The sequence below is a fragment of the Tenacibaculum haliotis genome, from assembly GCF_025215075.1.
Lineage (GTDB): Bacteria > Bacteroidota > Bacteroidia > Flavobacteriales > Flavobacteriaceae > Polaribacter > Polaribacter haliotis_B.
In genome coordinates, this window is record NZ_JAOBTH010000025.1 from 93,543 (window position 1) to 119,448 (window position 25,906).

The window sequence follows — 25,906 nt, forward strand, 5'->3', positions numbered from 1 at the left end:
CAACAATCACAACACAACAACACAATGATTTTACTAGACGGTAAAAAAACATCCGCAGACATTAAGGAAGAAATTGCTCTTGATGTATTAGAGTTAAAAAACAACGATAAAAAAACACCTCATTTAGCAGCCATTATTGTTGGTAGTGATGGCGCAAGTTTAACCTACGTTAACGCAAAAGTAAAAGCATGTGATCGTGTAGGTTTTGAATCTTCTTTAATTAGACTTCCTAAAGAAACAACCGAAGAAGAATTGCTTAATGAAATTGCTATTTTAAATATCGACAATGATATTGATGGTTTTATTGTACAGCTTCCACTACCCGATCATATTGATGAGCAAAAAGTATTAATGGCTGTAAACCCAGATAAAGATGTAGACGGATTTCATCCAACTAATGTTGGTAAAATGGCCTTAAACTTACCTACATTTATCTCGGCTACTCCGTTTGGAATTTTAGAACTGTTAGATCGTTATAAGGTAGAAACTAGCGGTAAAAATGTTGTCGTTATTGGTCGAAGCCATATTGTAGGTAGCCCAATGAGTATTTTGTTAGCTCAAAAAAGAAAAGTAGGAAACGCAACAGTTACTTTAACACATAGTAGAACAAAGAATTTAAAAGAAATTACTTTACAAGCTGATATTATTATTGCTGCTTTAGGTATTCCTGAGTTTTTAAAAGCCGATATGGTTAAAGATAATGTTACTGTTATTGATGTTGGAATTACTCGTGTTGCTGACTCTTCTAAAAAACGAGGTTTTCGTTTAGTTGGTGATGTTGCTTTTAATGAAGTTGCCGAAAAATCAGCATTTATAACTCCAGTTCCTGGAGGTGTAGGTCCAATGACAATAGCAATGTTGTTAAAAAACACCTTACTCGCCTGTAAAAGAAATGATTTATAATAAGTAAAAAAACTCCAAACAAATGTTTGGAGTTTTTTTTAAAATAAAATACTTATCTCTTTATTTGTTGCCAATTCAATAGGTGTTGTATCTTTTTGAAATAAACGTGCAGATAAACTTCCTTTTAAAATTATTGAATCTCCACTTACCTCTAACCAACTCCCCTCTCGTAAGCCTAAAACCGAAGTCGTGTTAAACACATGATACTCCTTTATTCTAGTTTCTCTAGTTTCGCCCATATGTGTAGAGCCCTCTATCGGATCTAAATAATGAGCATTTATATTAAAAGGAATAAACGCTAACGTTTTAAAACTTGGCGGATATACAATTGGCATATCGTTAGTATTCATCATTGTAACTCCGCAAATATTACTTCCTGCACTAGTTCCTAAATACGGTATTCCGCTTTCTACAGCTTGTTTTAATGCTGTAATTACATCCTTTTTATATAATTGATTCACCAATTCAAAAGTATTTCCTCCACCTGTAAAAATTCCTTCAGCTTGTTTTAGTGCTTCCTTCGGATTATCAAATTCGTGAATCCCTTTTACTTTTTTATCAATCGTAGCAAAAGCTTTTTTAGCAATAGCTGTGTACTCGTCATAACTTATTCCGCCTGGTCTTGCATAAGGAATGAATAAAATAGTTTTAGCTTCTTTAAAAAAAGTAGCAAGCGTTGGTAATATATATTCTAAATATCCGCTTCCGTGAATCGTTGATGTACTAGCTATAATAATTTTTTTCATACCTCAAATTAACAAAAATTTACCATCCTTTTAAAACATTTTTAAGACAAGTAGGTGGTTTCTTTGTAAAATGAAGAAGATTCTATTTTTATTCTGTTACTTAACATCACTAATTATGGTTGCTCAAAACAATGCTAAAATTGTTTCTGGAACCATCTATTTAGATAGTTTAGCAGTAGAAGACGTACATATTATCAATCCTAAATTAGATATCGGTTCGGTTTCTGATAAAAAAGGTCGTTTTGAAATTCTTGCTGTAAAAGGTGATGTTTTAATAATTTCTCACGTAAACTTCGAATATAAAGAACATGTTATTACAGAGGATGATTTAAGATCGAAACAGATTAACATTCATTTAGATAGTAAAACTTATATGTTAGATGAAATTGTTCTTAAAAAAAAGAGAGGTATTTTTGAAGTTGACAAAGACATACTAATATACAAAGGCCCAATTGTTAACGCCCAAACATTAAAATTACCGTACGCTAAAAATCAACAAATTAAAGACGAAAAAACGGTAGTTATTAACTCAGGTTTATCTGTTAGTTTAGGTGGTCTAGTAAATGCTTTAAACGGGAATACAAAACAAAAAAAGGTTTTTAAAAAACTAAAAATAGAAGACGAAAATATCCTTAAAATAAGAAAGCATTTTACCGATAGCTTCTTTATTCATCAGCTGAAAATAAAAAAAGAAAACATCAATCCGTTTTTAGAATTTTGCATCTCAAAAGGTATTATTAATTTATATAGAAAAGATAAATTTTTAGAACTTACCACAGTTTTATTGGATAATAGTAAAAACTCTCCGTATCTTTTACATAAAGAAAACACTCGGGTTACTCAAAAATAAATCTATGAAAAAACAACTACTCTTACTTTTATTTTTTTTTACTGTTTCTTTTAAAATCTTTGCACAAGAAAATAGAAAATTTTTATATGCTACGATAAAAGATAAAATCGGATTAGTATCTAACGCACATATAATTAATCTAAAAACAAACCAAGGAACCTATACTAACGAAGAAGGTGAGTTTAGAATCTTAGCAAAAGTTAATGATTCCTTACAAATATCATTTATTGGTTATAAAACAACCTTTTTTAAGGTGAAAATTAAGAATTTCGGCTTATTTAAGAATGAAATTATTTTAGAAAAAGAGGCTCTTGAGCTTGATGAAATTATATTAAAAAAACATGATTTAATAGGCTCATTAGATGTTGATGCAAAAAAAACACCTAAAGATATTGGAAAAGACAAATCTAAAAGTGCTTTAGATTTTTCGATGATCGATTTTGAAAAAGTGGTTAGTACTACTGTTGATGCTATAGACCGTTCAAAAGCGCCAAACATGCAAAAACAAACAGATCCTACAGCTAAATTTGCTGGTGTAGGTGGTGGTTTTAATTCTGGTCCCGATAAATATGCTGCAGAAAAAAGAAGAGTTCGAAAAGAGATTAAATATAAAGAGAATTTTCCTAATATGTTAATTTCTCAGTTTGGTGAAAAATTCTTTTTTGATGAATTAAAAATTCCGAAAGAAAAATATCACCACTTTTTAGCTTACTGTAATTCCTTAAATATAGAAGGACTATATAAAGATGGTAACATATTAGGTGTTATAAAAATATTACGACAAGAAAGCAAAAGCTATTTAAAAGTTATAGATTTACCCGAATGAATAAACAGTTAATCTTTCTTTTTTTATTAATTTCTTTTTTAAAAACCCAATCTCAGGAGAATCGAAAATTCTTGTATGCCGATGTAAAAGATAAGATTGCTGGTGTTTATAATGCGCATATTGTTAACTTAAATACAAAACAAGGAACTTTCACCAATGAAAGCGGTGAATTTAGAATTTTAGCAAAACAGCACGATTCCTTACAAATATCTTTCGTTGGTTATAAATCAACCCTTTTAATTGTTAATTTACATCATTTCGGAATACAAAAAAACACTTTCGAATTAGTAAAAACAGCATTTGAGCTAGATGAAATATCAATTAAGAAAAATAATTTATTAGGGTATTTAACTTCGGATAGCAAGAACATAAAAATCGAGAAAAAAATAGATGCTAAAACACTAAAACTACCTTATGCTGGATCTAGAATTCTTACACCTGCCGAAAGAAGGTTATATACAGCAATGGGCGGAAGAAATTTACTCTCTATAGATTACATAATTAACAGTATTTCGGGACGAATAACCAAACTTCGAAAACTTAAAACTATTGAAAGTTTAGAAGTAAAAGTAAAAAATTTAAAAAACACGTATTCTAAACACATTGTAAAAGAGTATCACATCAAAGAATCAGACGTTTATAAGTTTATTTATTTTTGTACTGCGGATGAACATTTTAATCAGGTTTATAATTCAGGTGATATAAATATGATTCTTTTTTTAAAAAAGAAATCCGAAGTATTTAAAAAATTACATTCAAACAATTATAATTAGTATTTTGGCGCAATAATTGGTCTTTAAGAATTATGAAAAAAATATTTATCCTATTATTTATCCTTCCACTATTCTCTTTTAGTGTTCACAAATACTATATTTCTTTAACAGAAATTGAATACAAAGAAAAAACACAATCTGTTCAAATGATTATGAATGTTTTTATTGATGATATAGAAAATGCCATTAATAAAGACTATAATGTAGATTTACAATTAACTACAAAAAATGAGTCAAAAAAAGTTGATGAACTATTCTTTAATTATTTACAAAAACATTTTAAAGTTAAAATAAACGATACTAATGTAATCTATAGTTTTATTGGTAAAGAATACGATGGTGACATTGTTTATTTCTATTTAGAAATTGAAAACATCACCAATATAAAAAGCCTCGAAATACAAAATGATGTATTAATAAATCATTTCCCTGAGCAACAAAACTTAATTAAAACGTCGATAAAAAAGGATCGAAAGAGTTTATTTTTAGATAAAAAAAATGATAAAGGTTTGTTAAAATTTTAACATTCTTTAACAATACCAATTACTAATTATTACTTTTAAAAACTATTAAATAATTTACATAACAGAATGAAAAAAAATATTTTATTCGTTTTCTCTATTTTTTTTGTAGCAACTACTGCTTTTGCTCAGCAAATTACTAAAGAAGGACATACGAATCAAAACAAATTCAGACAATTAAAACAAGAATTACCAACGCCAAATAACCAACATACGGCTTCAGGGGCTCCTGGTGTAAAATATACACAACAAAAAGTTGATTATACAATGGATATCGTATTGAATGACGATAAACAAAGTATTACAGGTAATGAAACTATTACATACCATAATAATTCTACCGACGAATTAACTTATTTATGGGTGCAATTAGATCAAAATATGCGAGCAGCAGATTCTAAAACTCCAGATATTGCTCCAACAAAAATTCGTAAAAAATTGCCTAAACGTTTTTATGACAGAGCTTTTCCTGAAAAAGCTTTTGACGGTGGTTTTAAAATTACAAGTGTTACCAATGCAGACGGAACAAAATTATCGCACACCATTAATCAAACAATGATGCGTATTAATTTAGCGCAACCATTAGCCTCTGGCGATACATTTAAGTTTAATATTAACTGGTGGTACAACATCAATAACCACAGAACTCAAGGTGGTAGATCTGGTTACGAACATTTTCCTAAAGACAATAATAACAATTATGTAATCGCACAATTTTACCCAAGATTATGTGTGTATGATAATGTTGAAGGCTGGCAAAACGATCAGTTTTGGGGAAGAAGTGAATTTGCTTTAGAATTTGGAGATTTTAATATAAATATTACTGTTCCTGCAGATCATATGTTAGGTGCAACAGGTGTGTTGTTAAATAAAGAAGATGTTTTTTCTAAAACTGAATTAAAAAGAATTGAAAAAGCAAGAAAAACTTTCGACAAACCTGTTATTATTAGAACTCAAAAAGAAGCTGAGAAAATTGAGCAAGGGCGTTCTAAAAAAACAAAAACTTGGAAATTTAAAGCTACCAATGTAAGAGATTATGCTTTTGCTACTTCAAGAAAATTTATTTTTGATGCAATGGCAGTTGATATCAATGGAAAAACTGTGATGGCAGAATCTTTATACTCTAAAGAAGCAAATCCGTTATACGGAGATCATTCTACAAGAGCTGTAGCACAAACATTAAAAACATATTCGAGATATACATTTGATTATCCGTATCACAAAGCAATTTCTGTTGACGGACAAATGGGAATGGAATATCCACAAATTTGTTTCAATCCAGGAAGACCTGATCTTGCTGATGGAGGTTATTCTGATAGAATAAAATATAGAATGGTAAAAGTTACAATTCACGAAGTTGGACATAACTTTTTCCCGATGATTGTAAATTCTGATGAACGCCAATGGACATGGATGGATGAAGGTTTAAACTCTTACATGGAAATGTTAGCAGAATTAGATTACGACAAAGATTTCCCTATTACAAGAGGTTATCCAAAGAATATTGTAAAATATATGAGTGGTAATCAAGCCAGAATTGCCCCAATTATGTCTAAAGGAGATAATGTGTATAGTTTTGGTAACAACGCTTACGGTAAACCTGCAACTGCCTTATGGATCTTAAGAGAAACCATTATGGGAAAAGAATTATTTGACCATGCATTTGCTACTTACTCTAAAAGATGGAAATTTAAACACCCTACTCCTGCTGATTTCTTTAGATCGATGGAAGATGCTTCGGCAATGGATTTAGATTGGTTTTGGAGAGGATGGTTTTATACAACAGATGTTACTGATATTGGTGTAAAAGGTGTTAAAAAATTCTATACAACTAAAAATAAAGATGCATCAGTAAACTTTATTGAAGATACTTCTAAAGGTTTAGGTTTCTCTAAAAAACAAAATAAATATCATTACGAAATTACCTACAACAAACCTGGTGGCTTAGTAATGCCTATTATTGTTGAGTTTACTTACAAAGACGGAACAAAAGAAAAGAAAACATATCCTGCACAAATTTGGAGGTATAATGATAAGCAAGTTACAAAAGTATTTTCTTCATCAAAAGAAGTACAAAGTATTACAATTGATCCTGATTTAGAAACTGCTGATGTAGATACCTCTAACAACAGTTGGCCTAAAAAGACCGCAACTAAATTCGATAAATTTAAGAATAAGGTTAAAGGTTAAAATAAATATATTTAAAGTTAAAAGCGGTACAAGGTAATTGTACCGCTTTTTTTTGTACTTAAATTGTATAAAAGTTTGTTAAAATTTTAACAAACACTGTTTTCTAGTTATCAAAATTCAGTAACTTCCCACATATTTTTAACTCAATCAAACAAAAATGAAAAAATACGCTACGCTATTACTTTCAGCCCTTTTTGTTTCTGCATCAATATTTGCACAAGAAGCACCAAAAAAAGAGCCTCAAAAAGGTCATACCGATCAAAACAAATTTCGTCAACTAAAAGACGTTTTGGCTACTCCAAACGATCAAAGAACTGCTTCTGGAGCTCCTGGACACCAATACACGCAACAAAAAGTTGATTATGTAATGGATATTCGTTTAGACGAAAAAAATGACAGAATTTATGGTAATGAAACAATTACATATCATAATAACTCTAAAGATGTTCTAGAATATTTATGGGTGCAGTTAGACCAAAATATGCGTGCTCCAGATTCTAAAACTCCATTAGCAAAATCTAAAGGAGCTAGCGGTTTTCAAACACCAAAGCAATTTGTAAGCAGTAATATGGATAAAGCAAAAGATTTTGGATATAAAATTGAAGCTGTTAAAAATGCAGATGGCACAGATTTATCTCATACTATTAATCGTACTATGATGCGTATTAATTTACCAACGCCTTTGGCTTCTGGTGAAGTTTTTAAATTTAAAATTAAGTGGAATTATTTAATTAATGATATTAATGCAGACGGAGGTCGTTCTGGTTTAGAAAAATTTCCTGATGGAAACAAAAACTATACTATAGCACAGTTTTTTCCTCGTTTAGCAGTTTATGATAATGTTGAAGGTTGGCAAAACATGCAGTTTTGGGGTCGTTCTGAATTTGCTTTAGAATTTGGAGATTATGATGTTAAAATTACAGTTCCTGCAGATCATATTATGGAAGCTACAGGTGAATTACAAAACGAAAAAGAAGTTTTAACTAAAAAACAACGTAAGCGTTTTGAAAAAGCAAGAAAATCTTTTAAAGATCCAGTAATGATTGTTACGCAAGCTGAAGCTGAAGTAACTGAAAAAGGTCGTGCTACAAAAACAAAAACTTGGCATTATAAAGCAAACAGTGTACGTGATTACGCTTTTGCTTCTTCAAGAAAATATATTTGGGATGCCATGGCAACCAATATTAACGGAAAAACAGTAATGGCTATTTCTTTATATCCTAAAGAAGGAAACCCATTATGGGAAGAACATTCTACAAGAGCAGTTGCTACAACACTTGTTGAATATTCTAAATTAACGTTCGACTATCCGTATTCTAAAGCAATTTCTGTACATTCAGAAAGACAAGGAATGGAGTATCCTATGATTTGTTTCAACTTTGGTAGACCAAACCCTGATGGAACTTATTCTGATAGAACTAAAAAAGGAATGATTGGTGTTATTGTTCACGAAGTTGGACACAACTTTTTCCCAATGATTGTAAACTCAGACGAACGTCAGTGGACTTGGATGGATGAAGGTTTAAACTCTTTTGTTGAAATTTTAGCTGAAGATGTATATGATCCTGTATTATTTGCTTCAAACCCTGCAAAAGACATTACAAGATATATGGGCGGAGATCAAAGTAATATCTCTCCAATTATGTCTCAAGGAGATTATGTAAAGCAATTTGGACCAAATGCATACTCTAAGCCAGCTGCTGGTTTATATATGTTACGTAAAACAATTATGGGACCTGAATTATTTGATTATGCTTTTAGAACTTACTCTAAAAGATGGATGTTTAAACACCCAACTCCTGCTGACTTCTTTAGAACAATGGAAGATGCTTCGGGAATGGACTTAGATTGGTTTTGGAGAGCTTGGTTTTACACAACTGATTATACTGATATTGGTATAAAAGAAGTTAAACCTATGTATTTAACTGATAAACCAAACGAAAGAACAAAAAAATTACAAAAGCAATACCCTGGTTACTTTGCACGTTTAGGTAAATTAATTTTCTTAACAACCAACAAAGAAGAAGCTAATTCTTCTGATGTAGAAACATATATTAATGGTTTATCTGCTGATAAAAAAGCAAATTTAAAAACATTACCTAAGTTTATGTATCAAGTTGAATTTGAAAAGCCTGGTGGAATACCAATGCCTATTATCGTTGAATTAACCTATGCAGATGGTACTAAAAAACGTGAAATGTTTCCTGCTCAAATTTGGATGAACAATGACAATAAAGTATACAGAGTATTTTCTTCTGCTAAAGAAGTTACAAACATTACTGTAGATCCAGATTTTGAAACTGCAGATGTTGATACTTCTAACAATAGCTGGCCTAAGAAAACCGCTAACAAGTTTGATAAATTTAAGAATAAAGTAAAAAATTAGTAATTTACTTTCGTTTATATATACAAAAAACCCGCTATAAAAGCGGGTTTTTTATTTTTGTAAATTATTTACTACTTTCTAAATAACTTATTAATTTCATCTAATGTTAATAATTTAGATTCTGTAAGCACATCTGGTTCTCTACTAACATATTGTTCTATTTGCAATTTAATTACTCCTTCATCTCTTTCATATTTCAAATAAACAACATCTCCATTTGCTTTAATTTGGTATTTACTTCCTGCAGCTTCTTCAAAACCTCTTACCATAATTTGGTGCAACTTATCTGCATCGTTATCTACGTTTTTAAATGTAAAAGACACATATTCATTTATAGGGTTATTGATGTTTTTATAAAATAAATTATACGCTTCATCTCCTATTTTCTCTAAATAAACAAATTCTACTCTACCAACAATTTCAACTCTTGCTGTTTCAATTAATTCAATTTGAGAATACGAAGCAACAGAAAGAAATAATGTTGCTATAAAAAATAGTTTTTTCATAAATATTAGGGTTTAAAAGTTTGCTATAAATATAGTTTGATTCTAATTAAAAAGAATAACGTTTTAATAAATAAAAAATTATGTATTGATACAGAAACAAAAGGTACTTAAATTAAACCAATAAAGTACTACTCTAAAAAACCTTGTTCTTTCATCCAAGTATCAGAATAAATTTTATTCATGTAACGTGAACCATGATCTGGTAAAACAACCACAACAACACTGTTTTCATCAAAATAGCCTTTCGCCGCATATTGTTGCATAGCTAATACAACCGCACCTGAAGTATATCCGCAGAATAAACCTTCTGCTTTAACCAACTCTCTTGATTTAAGTGCTGCTTCTTTATCCGATACTTTTTCATAAACATCAATTACATCAAAATCGGTTGCTGTAGGGATTAAATTTTTTCCTAGCCCTTCAATTTTATAAGGTGCTATTTCATTTTCATCAAACTCACCTGTTTCATGATATTTTTTTAAAACGGAACCAATAGCATCTACTCCCAACACTTTTATATTCGGGTTCTTTTCTTTTAAGTATTTACCTGTTCCAGAAATTGTTCCTCCTGTTCCGCTGGCAATAACAACATGAGTTACCCTACCTTTTGTTTGTTTCCAAATCTCAGGGCCAGTGCTTTTATAATGAGCCTCTATATTTAACTCATTAAAATATTGATTGATATAAATAGATCCTGGATTTTCTTTGTGCAACCTTTTTGCTACTTCATAATACGAACGAGGATCATCAGCAGGAACATATGCAGGACAAACATGTACCTGTGCTCCCATTGATTTTAACATATCTATTTTATCTTGTGATGATTTATCACTTACTGCCAAAATACATTTATAGCCTTTTATAACACTAATCATAGCTATTGAAAAACCTGTGTTACCTGAAGTCGTTTCAACAATAGTATCCCCTGGCTTTAAAATCCCTTTTTTCTCAGCGCTTTCTATAATATGTAATGCAATTCTGTCTTTTGCAGAATGCCCAGGGTTAAAAGCTTCTATTTTTGCATAATATGTACCTAAAAGACCTTTTGTTATTTTAGCTAACTTTACCATAGGAGTTTGCCCTATTAAATCTAAAATTGAATTGGTAATACCTTTATGTCTGTTCATTGCTGTTATAAAATAAGAAAGCGTCATTGTAAAATGACTGCGAATATATCTGTTTGAGATTATTCGTAATTTTACAATGACGCTTACACTCAAACCGAGTGCAAAAATATAATTATTTTTCTAACTTACCCTCTAACATCAAAAAGAAGCTATATTCTTCGGCAGTTTCTTTTAAGGAATCAAATCTACCAGAAGCTCCTCCATGACCAGCTTCCATATTTGTATGCAAAAACAACTTATTATCATTGGTTTTTACTTCTCTTAATTTCGCTATCCATTTGGCTGGTTCCCAATATTGTACTTGACTATCATGCAGTCCTGTTGTAATTAACATATTCGGATATGCCTTTGCTGTTACTTGATCGTACGGAGAGTATGATTTAATATAATCGTAATATTCTTTATCGTTCGGATTTCCCCATTCATCATATTCACCTGTCGTTAACGGAATTGTATCATCTAACATCGTTGAAATTACATCAACAAAAGGTACCGCAGCAATAATTCCGTTATATAATTCAGGATTCATATTTACAATCGCTCCCATTAATAAACCACCTGCAGATCCGCCCATGGCGTATAAATGTTTTGGTGATGTGTAATTGTTGTCTATTAAATATTTTGAGCAATCAATAAAATCGTTGAAGGTGTTTTTCTTATTCAACATTTTTCCATCTTCATACCAATCACGTCCTAAATACTCGCTTCCTCTAATATGCGCTAAAGCGTACACAAAACCCCTATCTAACAAGCTTAAACGTGTTGTTGAAAATCCGTCTGAAATCGTATATCCATATGATCCGTATGCGTATTGTAAAATTGGAGTATCTTTTGTTAACTTTGTGTCTTTATGGTGTACAATTGATAACGCCACTTTTTTTCCATCTCGAGCAGTAACCCAAATACGCTCACTTACGTAATTATTTTTATCAAATTTACCTCCTAAAACTTCTTGTTCTTTTTTGATTTCTTTTGATTGATCTTTCATATTGAAATCAATCACCGAACTTGGAGTTGTCATAGAATTGTATGAATAACGAATTACATCGGTATCAAATTCCGGATTTCCATGTACACCTGCTGAATACGTTTCTTCATCAAAAGGTAAATAATAATCTTCGGTATTGTCCCAACGTTTAATGCGGATTTTATTCAACCCATTATTTCTTTCTTCTAAAACTAAATAATCTTTAAATATTGAAAAATCTTCGAATAAGGTATCTTTTCTATGCGGAATTACATCTACCCAGTTTTCTTTCTCCGTTTTACCTTCCGGAGTTTTCATCAACTTAAAGTTGGTTGCACCGTCTTTATTTGTTTTAATATAAAAATGATCTTCGTAATGTGCAATGTCATACTCTAAATCGCGTTCACGAGTTTGAATCATTCTAAAATCACCGTCAGGATTATCAGCTTCTAGCACTTGGTATTCGTTAGAAACCGTACTATATGACCCGATTACAATATATTTTTTAGATTTTGTTTTAGTAACGAAAGTTCCGAAAGTTTCATCTTTTTCTTCAAAAATTAATTCATCTTCAGCAGTATCTGTTCCAAAAACGTGCTTATAAATTTGTGAACTACGTAATGTGTCTGGATCTTTTTTAGTATAATACAACGTTTTATTATCGTTTGCCCAAACAGCACCTCCTGTAGTGTTTTCTATTTTATCAGGATAAATTTCTCCTGTTTCTAAGTTTTTAATTTTTATAAAATACTGACGACGACTTACCGTATCTGTCGCAAAAGTTGTTAATTTATTATTAGGCGAAATACTTAAACCACCTAATTGAAAATAATCATGCCCTTTTGCTTCATCATTTACATTAAACATAATTTCTTCCTCAGCCTCTAAATTGCTCTTTTTACGGCTGTGAATAGGATATTGTTGCCCTTTTTCATAACGAGAAATATAAAAATACCCATTGCTTTTATAAGGTACAGATTCGTCATCTTCTTTAATACGACCTTTCATTTCTTCAAATAACTGCTCTTGAAACCCTTTCGTTTCTTTCGTTTTATCTTCATAAAAAGAATTTTCAGCTGTTAGATAATCGTATACTTTTTGAGTTTGTTCGTCTTTAACTTCTGCGTTCTTTTGAGCATCAGTTAAACGCATCCAAAAATAATCATCAGTACGTATGTCTCCATGTTTTTCTAAAGTTGTTGGTTGCTTTTCAGCAACTGGAGCTATTATATCTTTCTTCATTTCTTGTTTTTTGCAGGGAGCAAAAATAAGGCTAAAAGATATAGCAGGGAACATTATTTTTTTCATTTTATTTTAGATTGATTAAATCCCTTCTAAAATGGTATTTTTGTTTGAAAATAAATTAAAAAAGATGTTTGGAGATATTTCTGGAATGATGGGTAAATTGAAAGATGCTCAACAAAAAGTTGAAGCAACTAAAAAACGTTTAAATACCGTTTTAATTGATGAAGTTACCACTAATGAAACTTTAAAAATTACAGTGACTGCTAATAGTCAAATTAAAGCAATTTCTATTGATGAATCTTTATTAGAAGATAAAGAAGAATTAGAAGATTATTTAATACTAACCATAAACAAAGCTTTAAAAAGAGCGCGTGATATTAACGAACACGAATTAGCAATTGCTGCAAAAGATGGAATGCCAAATATTCCTTGGAATGAATATGTTTAAATAAATGAAAAATGTTTTTACAATTAGATGATTACATGCTACCGTGTTTAAACAAAAAACTCTTTGGAGTTGATTGCTTAGGTTGTGGTATACAACGTGCTATAAGCTTATTAATTCACGGAGAATTTGTTGCTGCCTTTAAAATGTACCCTGCTATATATACTTTATTAATCTTAGCTTTTTTTATTGTGATAAATTTCTTTTACAAAGTTAAAAATGCTCAAAAAATTATAAGTATTTTAGCTATTATTAATGTACTTATTATTGTAATAAGTTACTTTATAAAAATGAATCAATTAATTTAAACTTTATTAAAAAAAACTATGGAAAAACAAAAATTACCAAATTCAACAGGTGTTTTAGTATTAGGAATTCTTTCAATATTAACATGCTGCTGTTATGGTTTCATCGGATTAGTTTTAGGAATCGTTGCTTTAGTTTTAGCTAAAAAAGCTACTACTTTACATAATAACAACCCTGAAGATTATAACGGAATTAAAAATGTTAAAACAGGTAAAATTTTAGCGATTGTTGGTATTATTTTAAGCGCTATATATCTTATTTTAATAATAGGTATGATTGCTTTCTTTGGTTTAGAAACAATACAGAATCCGGAATTATTTAGAGAGTCATTAGAAAACTTACAATAATAGATTACTCTATTACATAAAAAGCGACCAATTTGGTCGCTTTTTTTTATATCATTCCTTTTGCCTTAAACTCTAAATACTTGTTGATTACGTTTACCGATAATTGTTGCGGTTTCGTTAAAATAGCATGAATGCTATTCCGTTCTAATTCCTTTACAATTAATCTTTTTTCGTACGTATATTTCTCGGCTATTGTTTTATGATAGATACTTTGTAAGTCTTCCGAATTTCCTTTTACCAAACTATCTAGTTCTGTGTTTTCAAAGAAAACAGTTACTAATAAGTGTTTTTTAGCAATTGCTTTTAAATACGGAAGCTGTCTTTTTAAGGCTGATATATGCTCGAAATTTGTATATAAAATCAATAAACTTCGTTGGTTAATTTTTCTTTTAATCCTTGCATATAATAAAGCAAAATTAGCATCTGTAAAGTCGGTTGTAATATTGTACAACTCTTCATTAATTACCGATAAATTTGTTTTTTTATTACTCGCTGCTATAATTTTTTCTACATTTTTAGAAAACGTTAGCATTCCTGCTTTATCATTTTTTAACAAAGCTATATTAGAAAAAGCCAACGCTGAGTTTATAGCATAATCTAATAAACTTAATCCTTCAAAAGGCATTTTCATAACACGCCCTAAATCGATGATAGAATAAATAGGTTGCGATTTTTCATCCTGATATTGGTTTACCATCAAGGCGCCTCTTTTAGCGGTTGCTTTCCAATTTACGTTACGTACATCATCACCCGGAATATAATTTTTAATTTGTTCAAATTCCATTGTTTGCCCGATACGTCGGATTTTCTTCATTCCGAATTCCGTTAAGTTATTGTGCATCGCCAAAAACTCGTATTTCTTCATCTGAATATAAGACGGATACACTTTTACTTCCTTATCATCTGAAAAAGTATATCTTCTTGAGAACATTTGTAAAGCTGAAGAAACAAAAACATGTACATTTCCGAATATATAAGCGCCTCTTTCTACTGGGCGAACACTATACGTAAACGTTGATTTTTCTGCGGATTGTAACGTTGTTTTATAATCGAAATCTCTCTTTTGAAACTGCTTTGGCAATTCATCTACCAAGCCAATAAAAACCTGAAACGGATAATTATTTTCTAAAGTAATTGCAATTTCATTTTCATCAGAATTTGATAATTTATCTGAAACTACACGTTTTGATGAAAATCCGTTTTTAAATCGATATAAAATAGCTAAATCGATACACATCGTTATTAAAAACAGCCATACCAATACCCATGTTACATTGTAAATAACCGGAAACCAAAACGACAGTAAAAACAATGCCGAAAGCACGCTTATATAACTAAAAAAGCGACTGTGAATGTATATGGATTTAAAGAATTTAATCACTATCTCGGAACTTCTACAGATTGAACAATCATCTCAATAACCTTATCTGTTGTCATCCCTTCCATTTCACGTTCGGGAGTTAACATAATTCGATGACGCAATACCGGATAAATACTCTTTTTCACATCTTCAGGAATCACAAAATCACGTCCGTTAATTGCTGCAAAAGCTTTCGAAGCCATTAAAACAGCAATACTTGCTCTTGGCGAACCTCCTAAATACAAGTGTGCATTATTACGTGTATTTGAAATTAGTTGCGCAATGTATTTTATAATTTTTTCTTCTACCAATACCTCAAAAACCTTGCTTCTGTATTCTAATAAATCAGTTTCCGTTAAAACAGCCTCAATTTTAGATTGTGGCAATGCTCCTTTTCTGTCATTATGAGCAGTGATTATTTTAATCTCCTCTTCTAAATTCGGATATCCAACATTTATTTTGAATAAAAAACGATCTAACTGTGCTTCTGGCAATGCGTATGTTCCCTCCTGCTCTATTGGGTTTTGAGTTGCTAAAACCATAAATGGCGGATTCATAACATAACGTTCACCATCCATTGTAATTTGCTTTTCCTCCATCACCTCAAACAACGCTGCTTGTGTTTTTGCAGGCGCTCTGTTTATTTCATCAATCAATACAATATTAGAGAAAATTGGGCCTTTTTTAAATTCGAAATTAGATGTTTTCATGTTTAAAATAGACGTTCCTAATACATCCGAAGGCATTAAATCCGGGGTAAACTGAATTCTACTAAAATCGGTAGCTATGGTTTTTGCTAATAACTTTGCAGTAACTGTTTTTGCAACTCCTGGCACACCTTCAATCAATACATGTCCGTCTGCTAATAACGAAACCAATAACAATTCAATAAAATCTTCTTGACCAACAATTACTTTCGCTAACTGTTCTTTTATCTTAACAACTGCTTCTTTTAATTTTGATAAATCTATTCTGCTTGAAAATAGTTCTTTTTCTTCTGGTGTTGGGTTATTATCTGTATTCATAATTTTATTTTTTATGCTTTAAACTCTTCAATTGCTTTATTTAATGCAATCAACTCTTCTTGAGAAATTTTATCTTTAGCATTTATGCTATCAATTTTTATAAATAATTTCTCTACCTTCTCTAATGAATTACCACTTCTGCTTGCTAATTTTTCATAAAAAGAAGCATCAATTTTTAAGGTTGATAATCGGTGTGTAATTCTTATATATTCTAAAAAGTAATTTATTTTATGCGTAGCTATATTTTTATGATCTGATTTTTCATAATACATATTCGCAATAGTGCGTGTAAATGCTAAAGTCTGATTTTTTAAAGGCGTAATTACAGGAATTAATCGCTGATTTCTTTTTCCTTTAAAAATCACAAAAAACAAAACGCCTATTAATGCTATATAATAGGCCCATTTTAAATGTTTAGAGCTTAAAATGTAGTGCATTGGTGAAGAAATTCCGCTTTTTCCTGTTTTGTAATACGCATCCCAAAGAATTGTAGCTTTATTACTAGTTCCTGAGTTTTGTCCGCTTGAACTATTCTTTTTATTAACATTCAAATACGATAATACACTTGCTACATAGGTGTAATTAGTATCTAAAAGCATGTTGTAGTTGGTAAATGCCTGCGGAAATGTATGCAAGTAAAAAGTACCTTTTCCGAATTTGGTTTTAATAAAATTTGGTTTACGACTTACAACGGAATCTTTTTCATTTCTGATTAACAATTCGCCTAAAACAGTTGTTTTTAAGGTATCTATTTTAGAAAAATAGGCTTTCGAGAAATCTCTATCAAAATGATATTCGTTGGTGTTTAAATTTTTATTTACGAGTTTTTGATATGCTTTTTCTTCAAAAGCTGTAGTACTTAATTGTTTTGTTTTAACATTAAGTGTATCAATATGAATACCGTTGGTCGCTATAAAAACATCATTTCCTGTTTCTACAAATTTTAGTAATTCGTTAAACTCCTCTTTACCAAAATTCAGCTTTCCATCAACAAAAAAATAAGTTCCTTTATTGGTGGAATCTTTTAAAAATAAATAGGGAGATTGATATACATCTCTTACTTTTTTATCAGCAAATAACGCTGGCATTTGTTTATGCAACACATAGGTTCCGTACGGAATTTTATGCTTCGCATCATAACTCGGAAACCAATTAATTTCTTTTGGTTTTATAGACTCGATATATACAATACCAAGCAGTATAAATACCAATAAACCAATATATACTTTTAGTTTTTTATCCAACTTATTAAATTTTAGCAATCACTTTTTTAAAGTTCATTTCTGCTTTTAAAAACTTTTCTTTATCAATTAAAAATTCTCCATACCAAACATAATCGTATAAATGAGTTAGTGTTTCAAACTCTTTATACAAACTTTTATTTGTGGCTAATTCTTTTATATAATCTTCATTTGTTTTTTCTTGCTGCCAAGAAATCAGCTCTTTTTCTGATAATTTTTTCAGTAACAATAAATAGTAATAACGAGTTGCTAATTTAAAATTCCCATTGGTTATTGCCGTTTTAATTAACGCAGGTAAATCCTTTTCTTTTATTAGCGCTTCTTCATCAGATAAGTTTACAATAGATTGTGCTTTTTTACCATCAATAATATTACGTGCATTTACTTTTAAGAAAAACTTAATAATTAAAAACAATACTAAACCTGCAATTACATAAGGTAAAACGTTTAAAATCCATTTTAAAAACCCCATGGCTGGCGAAATATCATCAAAAAGGTAAGACAATACTTTTTTGATTGTTCGTTTAAACCAATTCCATGCTTTTTCTAAAATAGTAGGTTCACGTTTTTCTACTACATATATAAAAGCATCTTGCTTTTTATAAGCCTCAATTTTTTTGTTGTCGAATTTTTTCAATTCGATAAATTCAGTGTCAAACTGAACTGTTTTCTCTTCAGATGTTTGTGCAAACATCTGAAGAGAAAACAGTAAGAATAGTATGTAAAAAAGAATCTGTTTCAAAATATTATTGACCTAAACTATCAATTGTTTCAATGGTTCCTGTTAAATTTTTCTGTTCGTTAATATCAAAATATAAAAACACGTTGGTTACTAAAGTGATAGCATAAAACATTAATTGCCCTACGATAGAAACTAAATTTAGCAGCAAATAAATAGGATCACTAAATAAGCCAAATATAGCTGTTGGATCTTGGCTATTAAGCCCAATTCCCATTTGTATAAATTGATATATCACGGCTGGAATTTGAAAAATATAACCTAGCACTCCAACTAAAAGACTAACAACAATAATAACTCCGAAAGTTTCCCAAAAATGTCCGCTTACAAAACTAAAACATTTACCGATTGTATCAGTTGCTGATTCATTTTGAAATACTAAAATCGACGCTCCTAAAGATAAAACCGTCCAAGTATAAAACATCGGAAAAACACATAACATTACACTTATAAAAAGTATAATTCCTGACAAGAAACCAAACCCCATAAAAGACCAAAAACGTTCTTTGGTGTTACGTGAAATTTCTTCTTGATTTACAATTCCGTTATTATCAATATATGATTTTATATAGTGCATGCCTGCTAAATTGATAAACACAAATGCTACTAAATATGCAACCATCATTATTAAAATAGCTGCAAACATTCCTATAGCACCGCTTGTATCTTGCGACATTAATGACGAGATAGACATCATATAATATATCATTGCTGCTACTGCTATTAAAATAGGAATTGCTGCTGTTTTTAATATCGTTAAAAAGAATTGTTTCCCTTCTAATCGTATAAACTTAAAAGCATCGGTGATAATGGCTCCTAAATCTCGTTCTTTTTTAAATTGTATGTATTCTTTATTCATAAGTTGGTTGATTGATAATTGATTTTTTATGTAGTTGAATTGGGTATATTACGTAGTAAAATATAATACTTGCTAAGGATGCTAAAATAATAGTGATTGCTAACCAATCTGGCATTTCGGTATGGCGCGTTACAAAACCTTCTAAAAATCCGGCGATGATAAAAAACGGAATCGTACTTACCATAATTTTTAATCCATCTTTCATACTTCTTTTAAAAGATTCTAATCGAGAATAGGTTTCGGGAAACAACAATCCGTTTCCTAAAACCAAGCCTGCACAACCTGCAATTACAATTACTGATATTTCTATGGTACCGTGAATCCAAATCGTACGAGACGATTCCCATAACAATCCTTTATCGTAAAAGAAATACAAAAACGAACCTAACATAATACCGTTTTGCATCATTATATATAAAGTTCCTACAGAAAATAGCATTCCTAAAACAAAAGCAAACATGGCTACTTTTATATTATTAATGGTAATACCAATAAACATATCTACTTCGTTGGCTTTTTTATAAACTGCCATCGGGTCGCCTTTTTCAATATTCTCTAACGTCATGTTTACATAACTGTCACCTAAAATAAGGCGAACAAAATCAACATCATTAGCAGAAGAAAAAGCACCAACCAAACTAAAAAAAGCAAACACACCAAAGGCTATGAACAACTGTTTTTGATGTTTGTAAAATGATAAAGGAAACTCCGTTTTAAAAAAACTGATGAACCTATTTTTACTTTCTTTTTTAGTTTTGTAAATTTTTTGATGCGCTACAGATCCTATCGAATTTAAATACACCACTGTATTACCGTTCGGATAAAAGGTTTTAGCATAACTTAAATCGTCAGTCAGCTCAACATATAAGTCAGATAATTTATCTGGAGAAAGGCTTGTTTTCTTGTACAAAGCATCTTCAAACAATTGCCACTTCTCCTTATTTTTTTTTACAAAGGCAGCTTCTCTCATTCAGAAAAAAAATTATAGCAAATTTTAAGAGAAACGTCTCTAATCATAGAATATTTTTATCTTCGCTAAACTAAAAAAAGTTGAAAGAACAATCAATAAAAAATTGAAAAACTAATTCATGGATAATTTTCAAATAGAAACTGCTCAAAATATTTCAATAAATCAAAATGTAGCACATATTACTACCCGAATTGGTTCTTACTTAATAGACGCTTTATTTATTGCTGGTTATTACATTATCCTGTTTTTTATAATGGCAATGCTAAATATGGCTCCTAGTATGAAATATATGAGCATATATATGCTATTAGGCTTACCTGCTTTTTTTTACAGTTTACTTTTTGAAGTTTTAATGAACGGACAAACACCTGGTAAATATTTTAATAGCACCAGAGTTGTAAAGATAGACGGATCTAAACCAACATTTGGTAGTTATCTAATACGTTGGTTATTACGTATTATAGATTTTACTTTAGCTGGTGGATCGGTTGCTGTTTTAACTATTCTTTTAAACGGAAAAGGACAACGTTTAGGTGATTTAGCTGCGTCAACTACTGTTATTTCTGAAAAGAAAAGAATTACCTTAAAAGATACTATCGCCAATGATATTGACGATAATTACGTACCTCTTTACTCACAAGTTACTTTACTTAGCGATAGCGATATTCACACTATTAAAAAAGTGTACAACGACGCTAAAAAGAAAAGAAACCATCAAGTAATTCTAAAATTACATATAAAGGTTAAGGAGTTAACGAATATTACTACTGATCAAAACCCGATGGATTTTATAGATACCGTTATTAAAGATTATCATTATTTCGCGCAGCAGTAAATAGCCTTATATTATTAGATAAAAGTATTCAATCTTACTTCATTTACTGTCAGGTCGAGCGTAGTCTAGGCCTCTTTTTTAAGAACCTAAAAATTCTAGACTGCACTCGAACAGACTATTATATGTTCTTCAGTTTTAAAAAACAATTTGTTATTTCATTAAATACGAATCAGTTAAAAAATTGTTGATTTTTGGTTGATAAAAAGACAAAGGCAAGTCATTTTTAAGTTGATTAATATGCTATTTTCGCCTTCCTTATCAATCTATAAATTCAGGATTTCTTCAGCGCATGAAAAACGAAAAAAACTGGTTACAATATTATAAAAACAGCTTATCTGATAGTGAAAACCTGGCTATTGATATTTCTAAAATCAAGAACTTATTTCACCAACAATCTTCAGATTTAAGCAATGCGCTCATCAACTCTAAACAAGCAAATGAATTATTAGATGTCGAGGAACGACGTATTAATCGTTTAAAAGGAATCACCAAAAAAGACAGTAACAAGTGGTATAAAGTTGAAGAAACTAAAATACTTATCTCTCCTTTTCATTTAGAATATCAAACGGATAACACTACGTATAAACAACGCCCAATACATCCTTTTTGGATTACTGCCGTTGTAAATCGTTCAGGACAATTATCGGCTCCTAAAGAATTGTTTCCTTTAATTGTTCGTAATTATTTAACGCCGGTTGCCGATGTTAAAAATGATTTCATTTTTTCTGAAATTGATACTATTTTAGATGCTAAAGAACTTGAAACTCCATATACTGAATACGACGATGAAATAGTACCCTGGGATGAATACTGGAATTATATAAACGATATCTTTTCGGCAATTACCAATAGTAACTTAAATAATTATCAAATAGAAAGATACACGACAAAATATCAACTTACTTATTTTGCCATTAGTTCTAAAATTTCAACCGCAAAAAGTATTCTTTTCTTGTATGAAAACTTGTTGAAAAACGAAGAAGAATTACCAATTTTATCAAAAATAATAGATCCTACTGCAAAAAACAGAATTGAAGCTGTTACCGATACTGGTTTTTTAAATTACAACCATTTGCATTTAGGTCAAATGTCTAATGAGTTTCCTTTATCTGTAAGTCAGCGTAAAACGTTGCTCTCTTATTTAACCGCCGAAGAAAATGCGGTTACTGCGGTAAACGGACCTCCGGGAACCGGAAAAACAACACTTTTACAAAGTTTAGTAGCTACCGAATTTGTAAAAGCGGCGATTGCAGGACAAGATGCTCCTGTAATTTTAGCTTGCTCTAACAACAACCAAGCAGTTACCAATATTATTGATAGTTTTGTTAATTCTGAAAGCTCGATGGAAGAATTAGCAGCCCGTTGGATTCCTGATTTTAACGGATACGCAACCTATTTGCCTTCAAACTCTAAAAGTGAAAAAGCCTTAAAAAACATCAACTTCTTAAAAGGAAATATGTTTGGTAATGAAGGTACTTTATGTAATCTAGAAGATGAAAAATACTTAAACGAAGCCGAATATTACTTTTTAACAAACTATTGTAATTATTTTAATGCAGAAACAAATTCGTTAGAAGATGTTTGCGATGCATTACAAAACGAAATTATTACCATTGAAGATAAATTAATTGACGGAGTTCAGTTTTCTGCCGACTATATAACTTCCATCAATTACATTAATAACATTCTTATAAAAGAAGCCGATTACATTCAAAAAGATGCTTTTAAAATAGGAAGTCTTAAAGAATGGCGAACCATACTTACCAATTTAAAATCAGCCACAAAACAAGCCGATTTTATTGATCAGGTAAAAAAATATTTTAAAACTGATATTGCTGAAAACAGTCAGGATTTTATTTTCAAAATCACTGAAGATATCATTGCTAGTAACAACAAAACAATTGCTTTTATTAAAGAATGCATCGCTAATTTAAACTTAGCGCTACAAGCAAATCTAAAATTAAAAAACTGGAAAGCAGAAAACAAAATTAAAGGATTTCCTTTTGTTTCAGAAGAACAAATGTGGACCAATGAATATGAAAAAATAAGTTCTAAAGACAACTCGCAGCGTTTTTTTTATGATGAGATTGATATGGAATTACGTCATAAAGCTTTTTTATTAGCAGTTCATTATTGGGAAGCGCGTTGGTTATTAGCTACAAAAGATGCTTTTGAAAACAATACCGAAAAAGGAACAGGAGAAAATGCTATTAAGAATAAATGGAAGCGCAGAGCAATGTTAACACCTTGTTTTGTGGCTACTTTTTATATGGCTCCTAGTCATTTTTTATACAGTCAATTTCAAGGAGAAGATGAAAACGGAAAACCTATTTTTGAGTATTTGCCTTTATACAATTTCTTAGATCTTTTAATTATTGATGAAGCCGGTCAGGTAACTCCAGAAGTTAGTATTCCTGTATTTTCATTGGCTCAAAAAGCTTTTGTGATAGGTGATTTAAAGCAAATTGAACCTATTTGGTCTATTCCTCAAAAAATTGATGTTGGTAATTTAACCAGTTTAAACATGCTTCAAAATGAAAATGATGAAGATTATTTAACAAAAATGGGCTTTTTAGCATCAAGCGGTAGCATTATGAAAATGGCACAAAATGCCTGTGAGTTCGAAACACCTTTAGCTACTGAAAAAGAACAAGGATTGGTCTTATTAGAACACCGAAGATGTAACGATGAAATTATTAGTTTTTGCAACGAACTTGCTTACAACGGTATTTTAAAACCCATGAAGGGAAAAGCAAAAGACAATCAAGTTTTCCCATCAATGATGGCATATCATGTAGAAGGTTTTAGCGAACGTAAATTTAACAGCCGTTGCAATATAAACGAAGTAAAAGCCATTATAACCTGGCTACAACAAAATAAAGAAAAGATACAAGAAGCCTATAATGTTGAAACAATCGAAAGTGTTTTAGGTATCATTACCCCATTTGCGAGTCAGAAAGGTGAATTGTCTAAAGCATTAACCGAAGCCGGGTTTAAGGTAAATAATATAAAATTAGGTACCGTACATGCTTTACAAGGTGCTGAAAGAAACATTATATTGTTCAGTTCGGTATATTCTAACGAAGATGAAGGTACTATGTTTTTCGAAAAAGACAACAAACCAAATATGTTAAATGTAGCCGTTTCTAGAGCCAAAGAAAGCTTTATTTTATTCGGTGATACTCGAATTTTTGATGAGACAAAAAACACACCTTCAGGTATTTTAAAAAAGCATTTAAATATTTACGAAACGGTGAGTTAAAATATTTATTTGAAGCTGTTTCCCGCTTTCCGTACTCGCTCTCTGCGAGGAGCTCAAACAAGTACTACAATCGGGGCTAAGCCTATTTATTAAGTTTTGTCTTTAACTATAAAACCTTTTTTATCCTTTAGAAAACAAAAACACAAAAAAAGAAGAACGATTAAAATCGTTCCTCTTTTATATTCAAAAATTTAAGGATTATTTTTTAAACCCAGAAATTGTTTTCTTAATAATATCTATACATTCCATTAATTGCACTTCCGTCATTACTAAAGGTGGTGCAAAACGAATAATATTACCATGTGTTGGTTTTGCTAATAATCCATTATCACGTAATTTCATACAAATATCCCAAGCGGTAGAGCTTTCTTCAGTATCGTTAATTAAAACAGCATTCAATAATCCTTTACCTCTTACTGATATTACTAAATCAGATTCGTTTGCAAACTCTGCTAACTCAGCTCTAAAAATTTTTCCTAATTTTTCAGCATTCGCTGCTAAATTTTCATCTTGTATAACTTCTAAAGCAGCTGTTGCTACTGCTGCAGCAATTGGATTCCCTCCAAAAGTAGAACCATGGTTTCCTGGTTTAATAACATTCATTATGCTATCATCTGCTAAAACAGCTGAAACAGGATATGCTCCACCAGAAATAGCTTTTCCTAAAATCAAAATATCCGCTTTAACATTTTCATGGTCAATCGCTAACATTTTACCTGTACGTGCAATTCCTGTTTGCACTTCATCAGCAATAAACAATACATTATGTTTTGCACACAATGCTTTTGCTGCTGCTAAATATCCTTCAGAAGGAACATATACTCCAGCTTCACCTTGAATTGGTTCTACTAAGAAACCAGCAATATTCTTATCACTTTCTAAAGTTTCTTCTAAAGCTTTTAAGTTATTATATTCTATTTTGATAAACCCGTTTGTAAACGGTCCAAAATTCTTACGAGCTACAGGATCATTTGAAAAAGAAATAATCGTTGTCGTACGCCCATGAAAATTGTTTTCACAAACTACTATTTGTGCATCATTTTCATTAATCCCTTTTACTTCATATGCCCATTTTCTACATAGTTTTAAAGCTGTTTCAACCGCTTCTGCACCAGTATTCATTGGTAATAATTTATCAAAACCAAAAAGTTCTGTAGCAAATTTTTCATACTTACCTAACATATCATTATGAAATGCACGAGAAGTTAAAGTAAGTGTCTTTGCTTGTTCTACCATTGCTCCAACAATTTTTGGATGACAATGCCCTTGGTTTACTGCAGAATATGCCGATAAAAAGTCATAATACTTTTTACCTTCTACATCCCACACATATACACCTTCACCTTTACTTAGTACTACTGGTAGCGGGTGATAATTATGTGCTCCGTATTTGTTCTCTAATTCAATCGCTTGCTGCGAAGTTAATTGGTCTAAAACAGCCATTTTAAAATAAGTTTTTAATTAATGAATATAAAAT

Annotated in this window: 23 protein-coding genes; 12 read left to right on the top strand and 11 right to left on the bottom strand. The window is 30.6% G+C overall.

Annotated features, from left to right (window positions below):
* Nucleotides 1-24: 24 nt before the first annotated feature.
* Nucleotides 25-903, top strand: a complete 879-nt coding sequence (gene folD / locus N2251_RS05590) for a bifunctional methylenetetrahydrofolate dehydrogenase/methenyltetrahydrofolate cyclohydrolase FolD (RefSeq protein ID WP_260585734.1) — start codon at nucleotides 25-27, stop codon at nucleotides 901-903.
* Between the two features lie 38 nt (nucleotides 904-941).
* Here folD and pepE read toward each other — a convergent pair whose 3' ends face one another.
* On the bottom strand, nucleotides 942-1,649 hold the full coding sequence (pepE, locus tag N2251_RS05595; protein ID WP_260585735.1) for a dipeptidase PepE: 708 nt from the start codon (nucleotides 1,647-1,649) through the stop codon (nucleotides 942-944).
* Nucleotides 1,650-1,719: 70 nt separating this feature from the next.
* Between pepE and N2251_RS05600 the strand changes: the two genes are divergently transcribed.
* From N2251_RS05600 to N2251_RS05625, 6 genes are all read left to right on the top strand, one after another.
* Nucleotides 1,720-2,499: a carboxypeptidase-like regulatory domain-containing protein gene (locus N2251_RS05600; protein WP_260585736.1), complete on the top strand. Its 780-nt coding sequence runs from the start codon at nucleotides 1,720-1,722 to the stop codon at nucleotides 2,497-2,499.
* 4 nt (nucleotides 2,500-2,503) lie between these two features.
* Nucleotides 2,504-3,325 carry a carboxypeptidase-like regulatory domain-containing protein gene (locus tag N2251_RS05605; protein WP_260585737.1) on the top strand — a complete coding sequence of 274 codons (822 nt, stop codon included), beginning with the start codon at nucleotides 2,504-2,506 and terminating at the stop codon, nucleotides 3,323-3,325.
* The gene (locus N2251_RS05610) at nucleotides 3,322-4,098 is read left to right on the top strand and encodes a carboxypeptidase-like regulatory domain-containing protein (RefSeq protein ID WP_260585738.1); all 777 of its coding nucleotides are present in this window, start codon (nucleotides 3,322-3,324) and stop codon (nucleotides 4,096-4,098) included. The genes N2251_RS05605 and N2251_RS05610 overlap by 4 nt, the downstream gene beginning before the upstream one ends.
* Nucleotides 4,099-4,130: 32 nt before the next feature.
* Complete coding sequence (locus tag N2251_RS05615; RefSeq protein WP_260585739.1) at nucleotides 4,131-4,622, top strand: DUF6702 family protein; 492 nt, start codon at nucleotides 4,131-4,133, stop codon at nucleotides 4,620-4,622.
* A gap of 66 nt (nucleotides 4,623-4,688) precedes the next feature.
* Entirely contained in the window at nucleotides 4,689-6,809 is a 2,121-nt protein-coding gene (locus N2251_RS05620; RefSeq protein ID WP_260585740.1) for a M1 family metallopeptidase, read from the top strand.
* Between the two features lie 157 nt (nucleotides 6,810-6,966).
* Nucleotides 6,967-9,195 (top strand): M1 family metallopeptidase, encoded by a 2,229-nt coding sequence (locus tag N2251_RS05625; protein ID WP_260585741.1) that lies wholly within the window; start codon nucleotides 6,967-6,969, stop codon nucleotides 9,193-9,195.
* Nucleotides 9,196-9,266: 71 nt separating this feature from the next.
* Here N2251_RS05625 and N2251_RS05630 read toward each other — a convergent pair whose 3' ends face one another.
* The 3 genes from N2251_RS05630 to N2251_RS05640 form a co-directional block, all read right to left on the bottom strand.
* Nucleotides 9,267-9,701: a hypothetical protein gene (locus N2251_RS05630; protein WP_260585742.1), complete on the bottom strand. Its 435-nt coding sequence runs from the start codon at nucleotides 9,699-9,701 to the stop codon at nucleotides 9,267-9,269.
* A 128-nt stretch (nucleotides 9,702-9,829) separates the two neighbouring features.
* Nucleotides 9,830-10,828, bottom strand: coding sequence for a cysteate synthase (gene capA / locus N2251_RS05635; RefSeq protein WP_260585743.1), 999 nt, complete (start codon nucleotides 10,826-10,828; stop codon nucleotides 9,830-9,832).
* A gap of 112 nt (nucleotides 10,829-10,940) precedes the next feature.
* Nucleotides 10,941-13,037: a S9 family peptidase gene (locus N2251_RS05640; protein WP_260585744.1), complete on the bottom strand. Its 2,097-nt coding sequence runs from the start codon at nucleotides 13,035-13,037 to the stop codon at nucleotides 10,941-10,943.
* A gap of 97 nt (nucleotides 13,038-13,134) precedes the next feature.
* Here N2251_RS05640 and N2251_RS05645 point away from each other — a divergent pair, with 97 nt between their 5' ends.
* The 3 genes from N2251_RS05645 to N2251_RS05655 are packed head-to-tail and all read left to right on the top strand — an operon-like array spanning nucleotide 13,135 to nucleotide 14,138.
* A complete protein-coding gene (locus N2251_RS05645; RefSeq protein ID WP_312025093.1) occupies nucleotides 13,135-13,488 on the top strand; it encodes a YbaB/EbfC family nucleoid-associated protein in 354 nt (117 codons plus the stop codon).
* 11 nt (nucleotides 13,489-13,499) lie between these two features.
* The gene (locus tag N2251_RS05650; protein ID WP_260585745.1) at nucleotides 13,500-13,793 is read left to right on the top strand and encodes a DUF2752 domain-containing protein; all 294 of its coding nucleotides are present in this window, start codon (nucleotides 13,500-13,502) and stop codon (nucleotides 13,791-13,793) included.
* An 18-nt stretch (nucleotides 13,794-13,811) separates the two neighbouring features.
* Nucleotides 13,812-14,138 (top strand): CCC motif membrane protein, encoded by a 327-nt coding sequence (locus N2251_RS05655; RefSeq protein ID WP_260585746.1) that lies wholly within the window; start codon nucleotides 13,812-13,814, stop codon nucleotides 14,136-14,138.
* A 46-nt stretch (nucleotides 14,139-14,184) separates the two neighbouring features.
* On the opposite strand, the gene N2251_RS05660 is transcribed toward N2251_RS05655, so the two are convergent.
* The 6 genes from N2251_RS05660 to N2251_RS05685 are packed head-to-tail and all read right to left on the bottom strand — an operon-like array spanning nucleotide 14,185 to nucleotide 20,332.
* Entirely contained in the window at nucleotides 14,185-15,516 is a 1,332-nt protein-coding gene (locus tag N2251_RS05660; RefSeq protein ID WP_260585844.1) for a DUF58 domain-containing protein, read from the bottom strand.
* 2 nt (nucleotides 15,517-15,518) lie between these two features.
* Nucleotides 15,519-16,523 carry an AAA family ATPase gene (locus tag N2251_RS05665; protein WP_260585747.1) on the bottom strand — a complete coding sequence of 335 codons (1,005 nt, stop codon included), beginning with the start codon at nucleotides 16,521-16,523 and terminating at the stop codon, nucleotides 15,519-15,521.
* An 11-nt stretch (nucleotides 16,524-16,534) separates the two neighbouring features.
* Entirely contained in the window at nucleotides 16,535-17,767 is a 1,233-nt protein-coding gene (locus N2251_RS05670; RefSeq protein WP_260585748.1) for a DUF4350 domain-containing protein, read from the bottom strand.
* 4 nt (nucleotides 17,768-17,771) lie between these two features.
* Nucleotides 17,772-18,458: a DUF4129 domain-containing protein gene (locus N2251_RS05675; RefSeq protein WP_260585749.1), complete on the bottom strand. Its 687-nt coding sequence runs from the start codon at nucleotides 18,456-18,458 to the stop codon at nucleotides 17,772-17,774.
* 52 nt (nucleotides 18,459-18,510) lie between these two features.
* Entirely contained in the window at nucleotides 18,511-19,362 is an 852-nt protein-coding gene (locus tag N2251_RS05680; protein WP_260585750.1) for a hypothetical protein, read from the bottom strand.
* Complete coding sequence (locus tag N2251_RS05685) at nucleotides 19,355-20,332, bottom strand: stage II sporulation protein M (protein WP_260585751.1); 978 nt, start codon at nucleotides 20,330-20,332, stop codon at nucleotides 19,355-19,357. Before N2251_RS05685 ends, N2251_RS05680 begins: the two co-directional genes overlap by 8 nt.
* A 118-nt stretch (nucleotides 20,333-20,450) precedes the next feature.
* Here N2251_RS05685 and N2251_RS05690 point away from each other — a divergent pair, with 118 nt between their 5' ends.
* Both N2251_RS05690 and N2251_RS05695 read left to right on the top strand, forming a co-directional pair.
* Entirely contained in the window at nucleotides 20,451-21,167 is a 717-nt protein-coding gene (locus N2251_RS05690; RefSeq protein WP_260585752.1) for an RDD family protein, read from the top strand.
* 289 nt (nucleotides 21,168-21,456) lie between these two features.
* Complete coding sequence (locus N2251_RS05695) at nucleotides 21,457-24,429, top strand: DEAD/DEAH box helicase (protein WP_260585753.1); 2,973 nt, start codon at nucleotides 21,457-21,459, stop codon at nucleotides 24,427-24,429.
* A 198-nt stretch (nucleotides 24,430-24,627) separates the two neighbouring features.
* Here N2251_RS05695 and rocD read toward each other — a convergent pair whose 3' ends face one another.
* Nucleotides 24,628-25,872, bottom strand: coding sequence for an ornithine--oxo-acid transaminase (gene rocD, locus N2251_RS05700; protein WP_260585754.1), 1,245 nt, complete (start codon nucleotides 25,870-25,872; stop codon nucleotides 24,628-24,630).
* Nucleotides 25,873-25,906 lie beyond the last annotated feature (34 nt).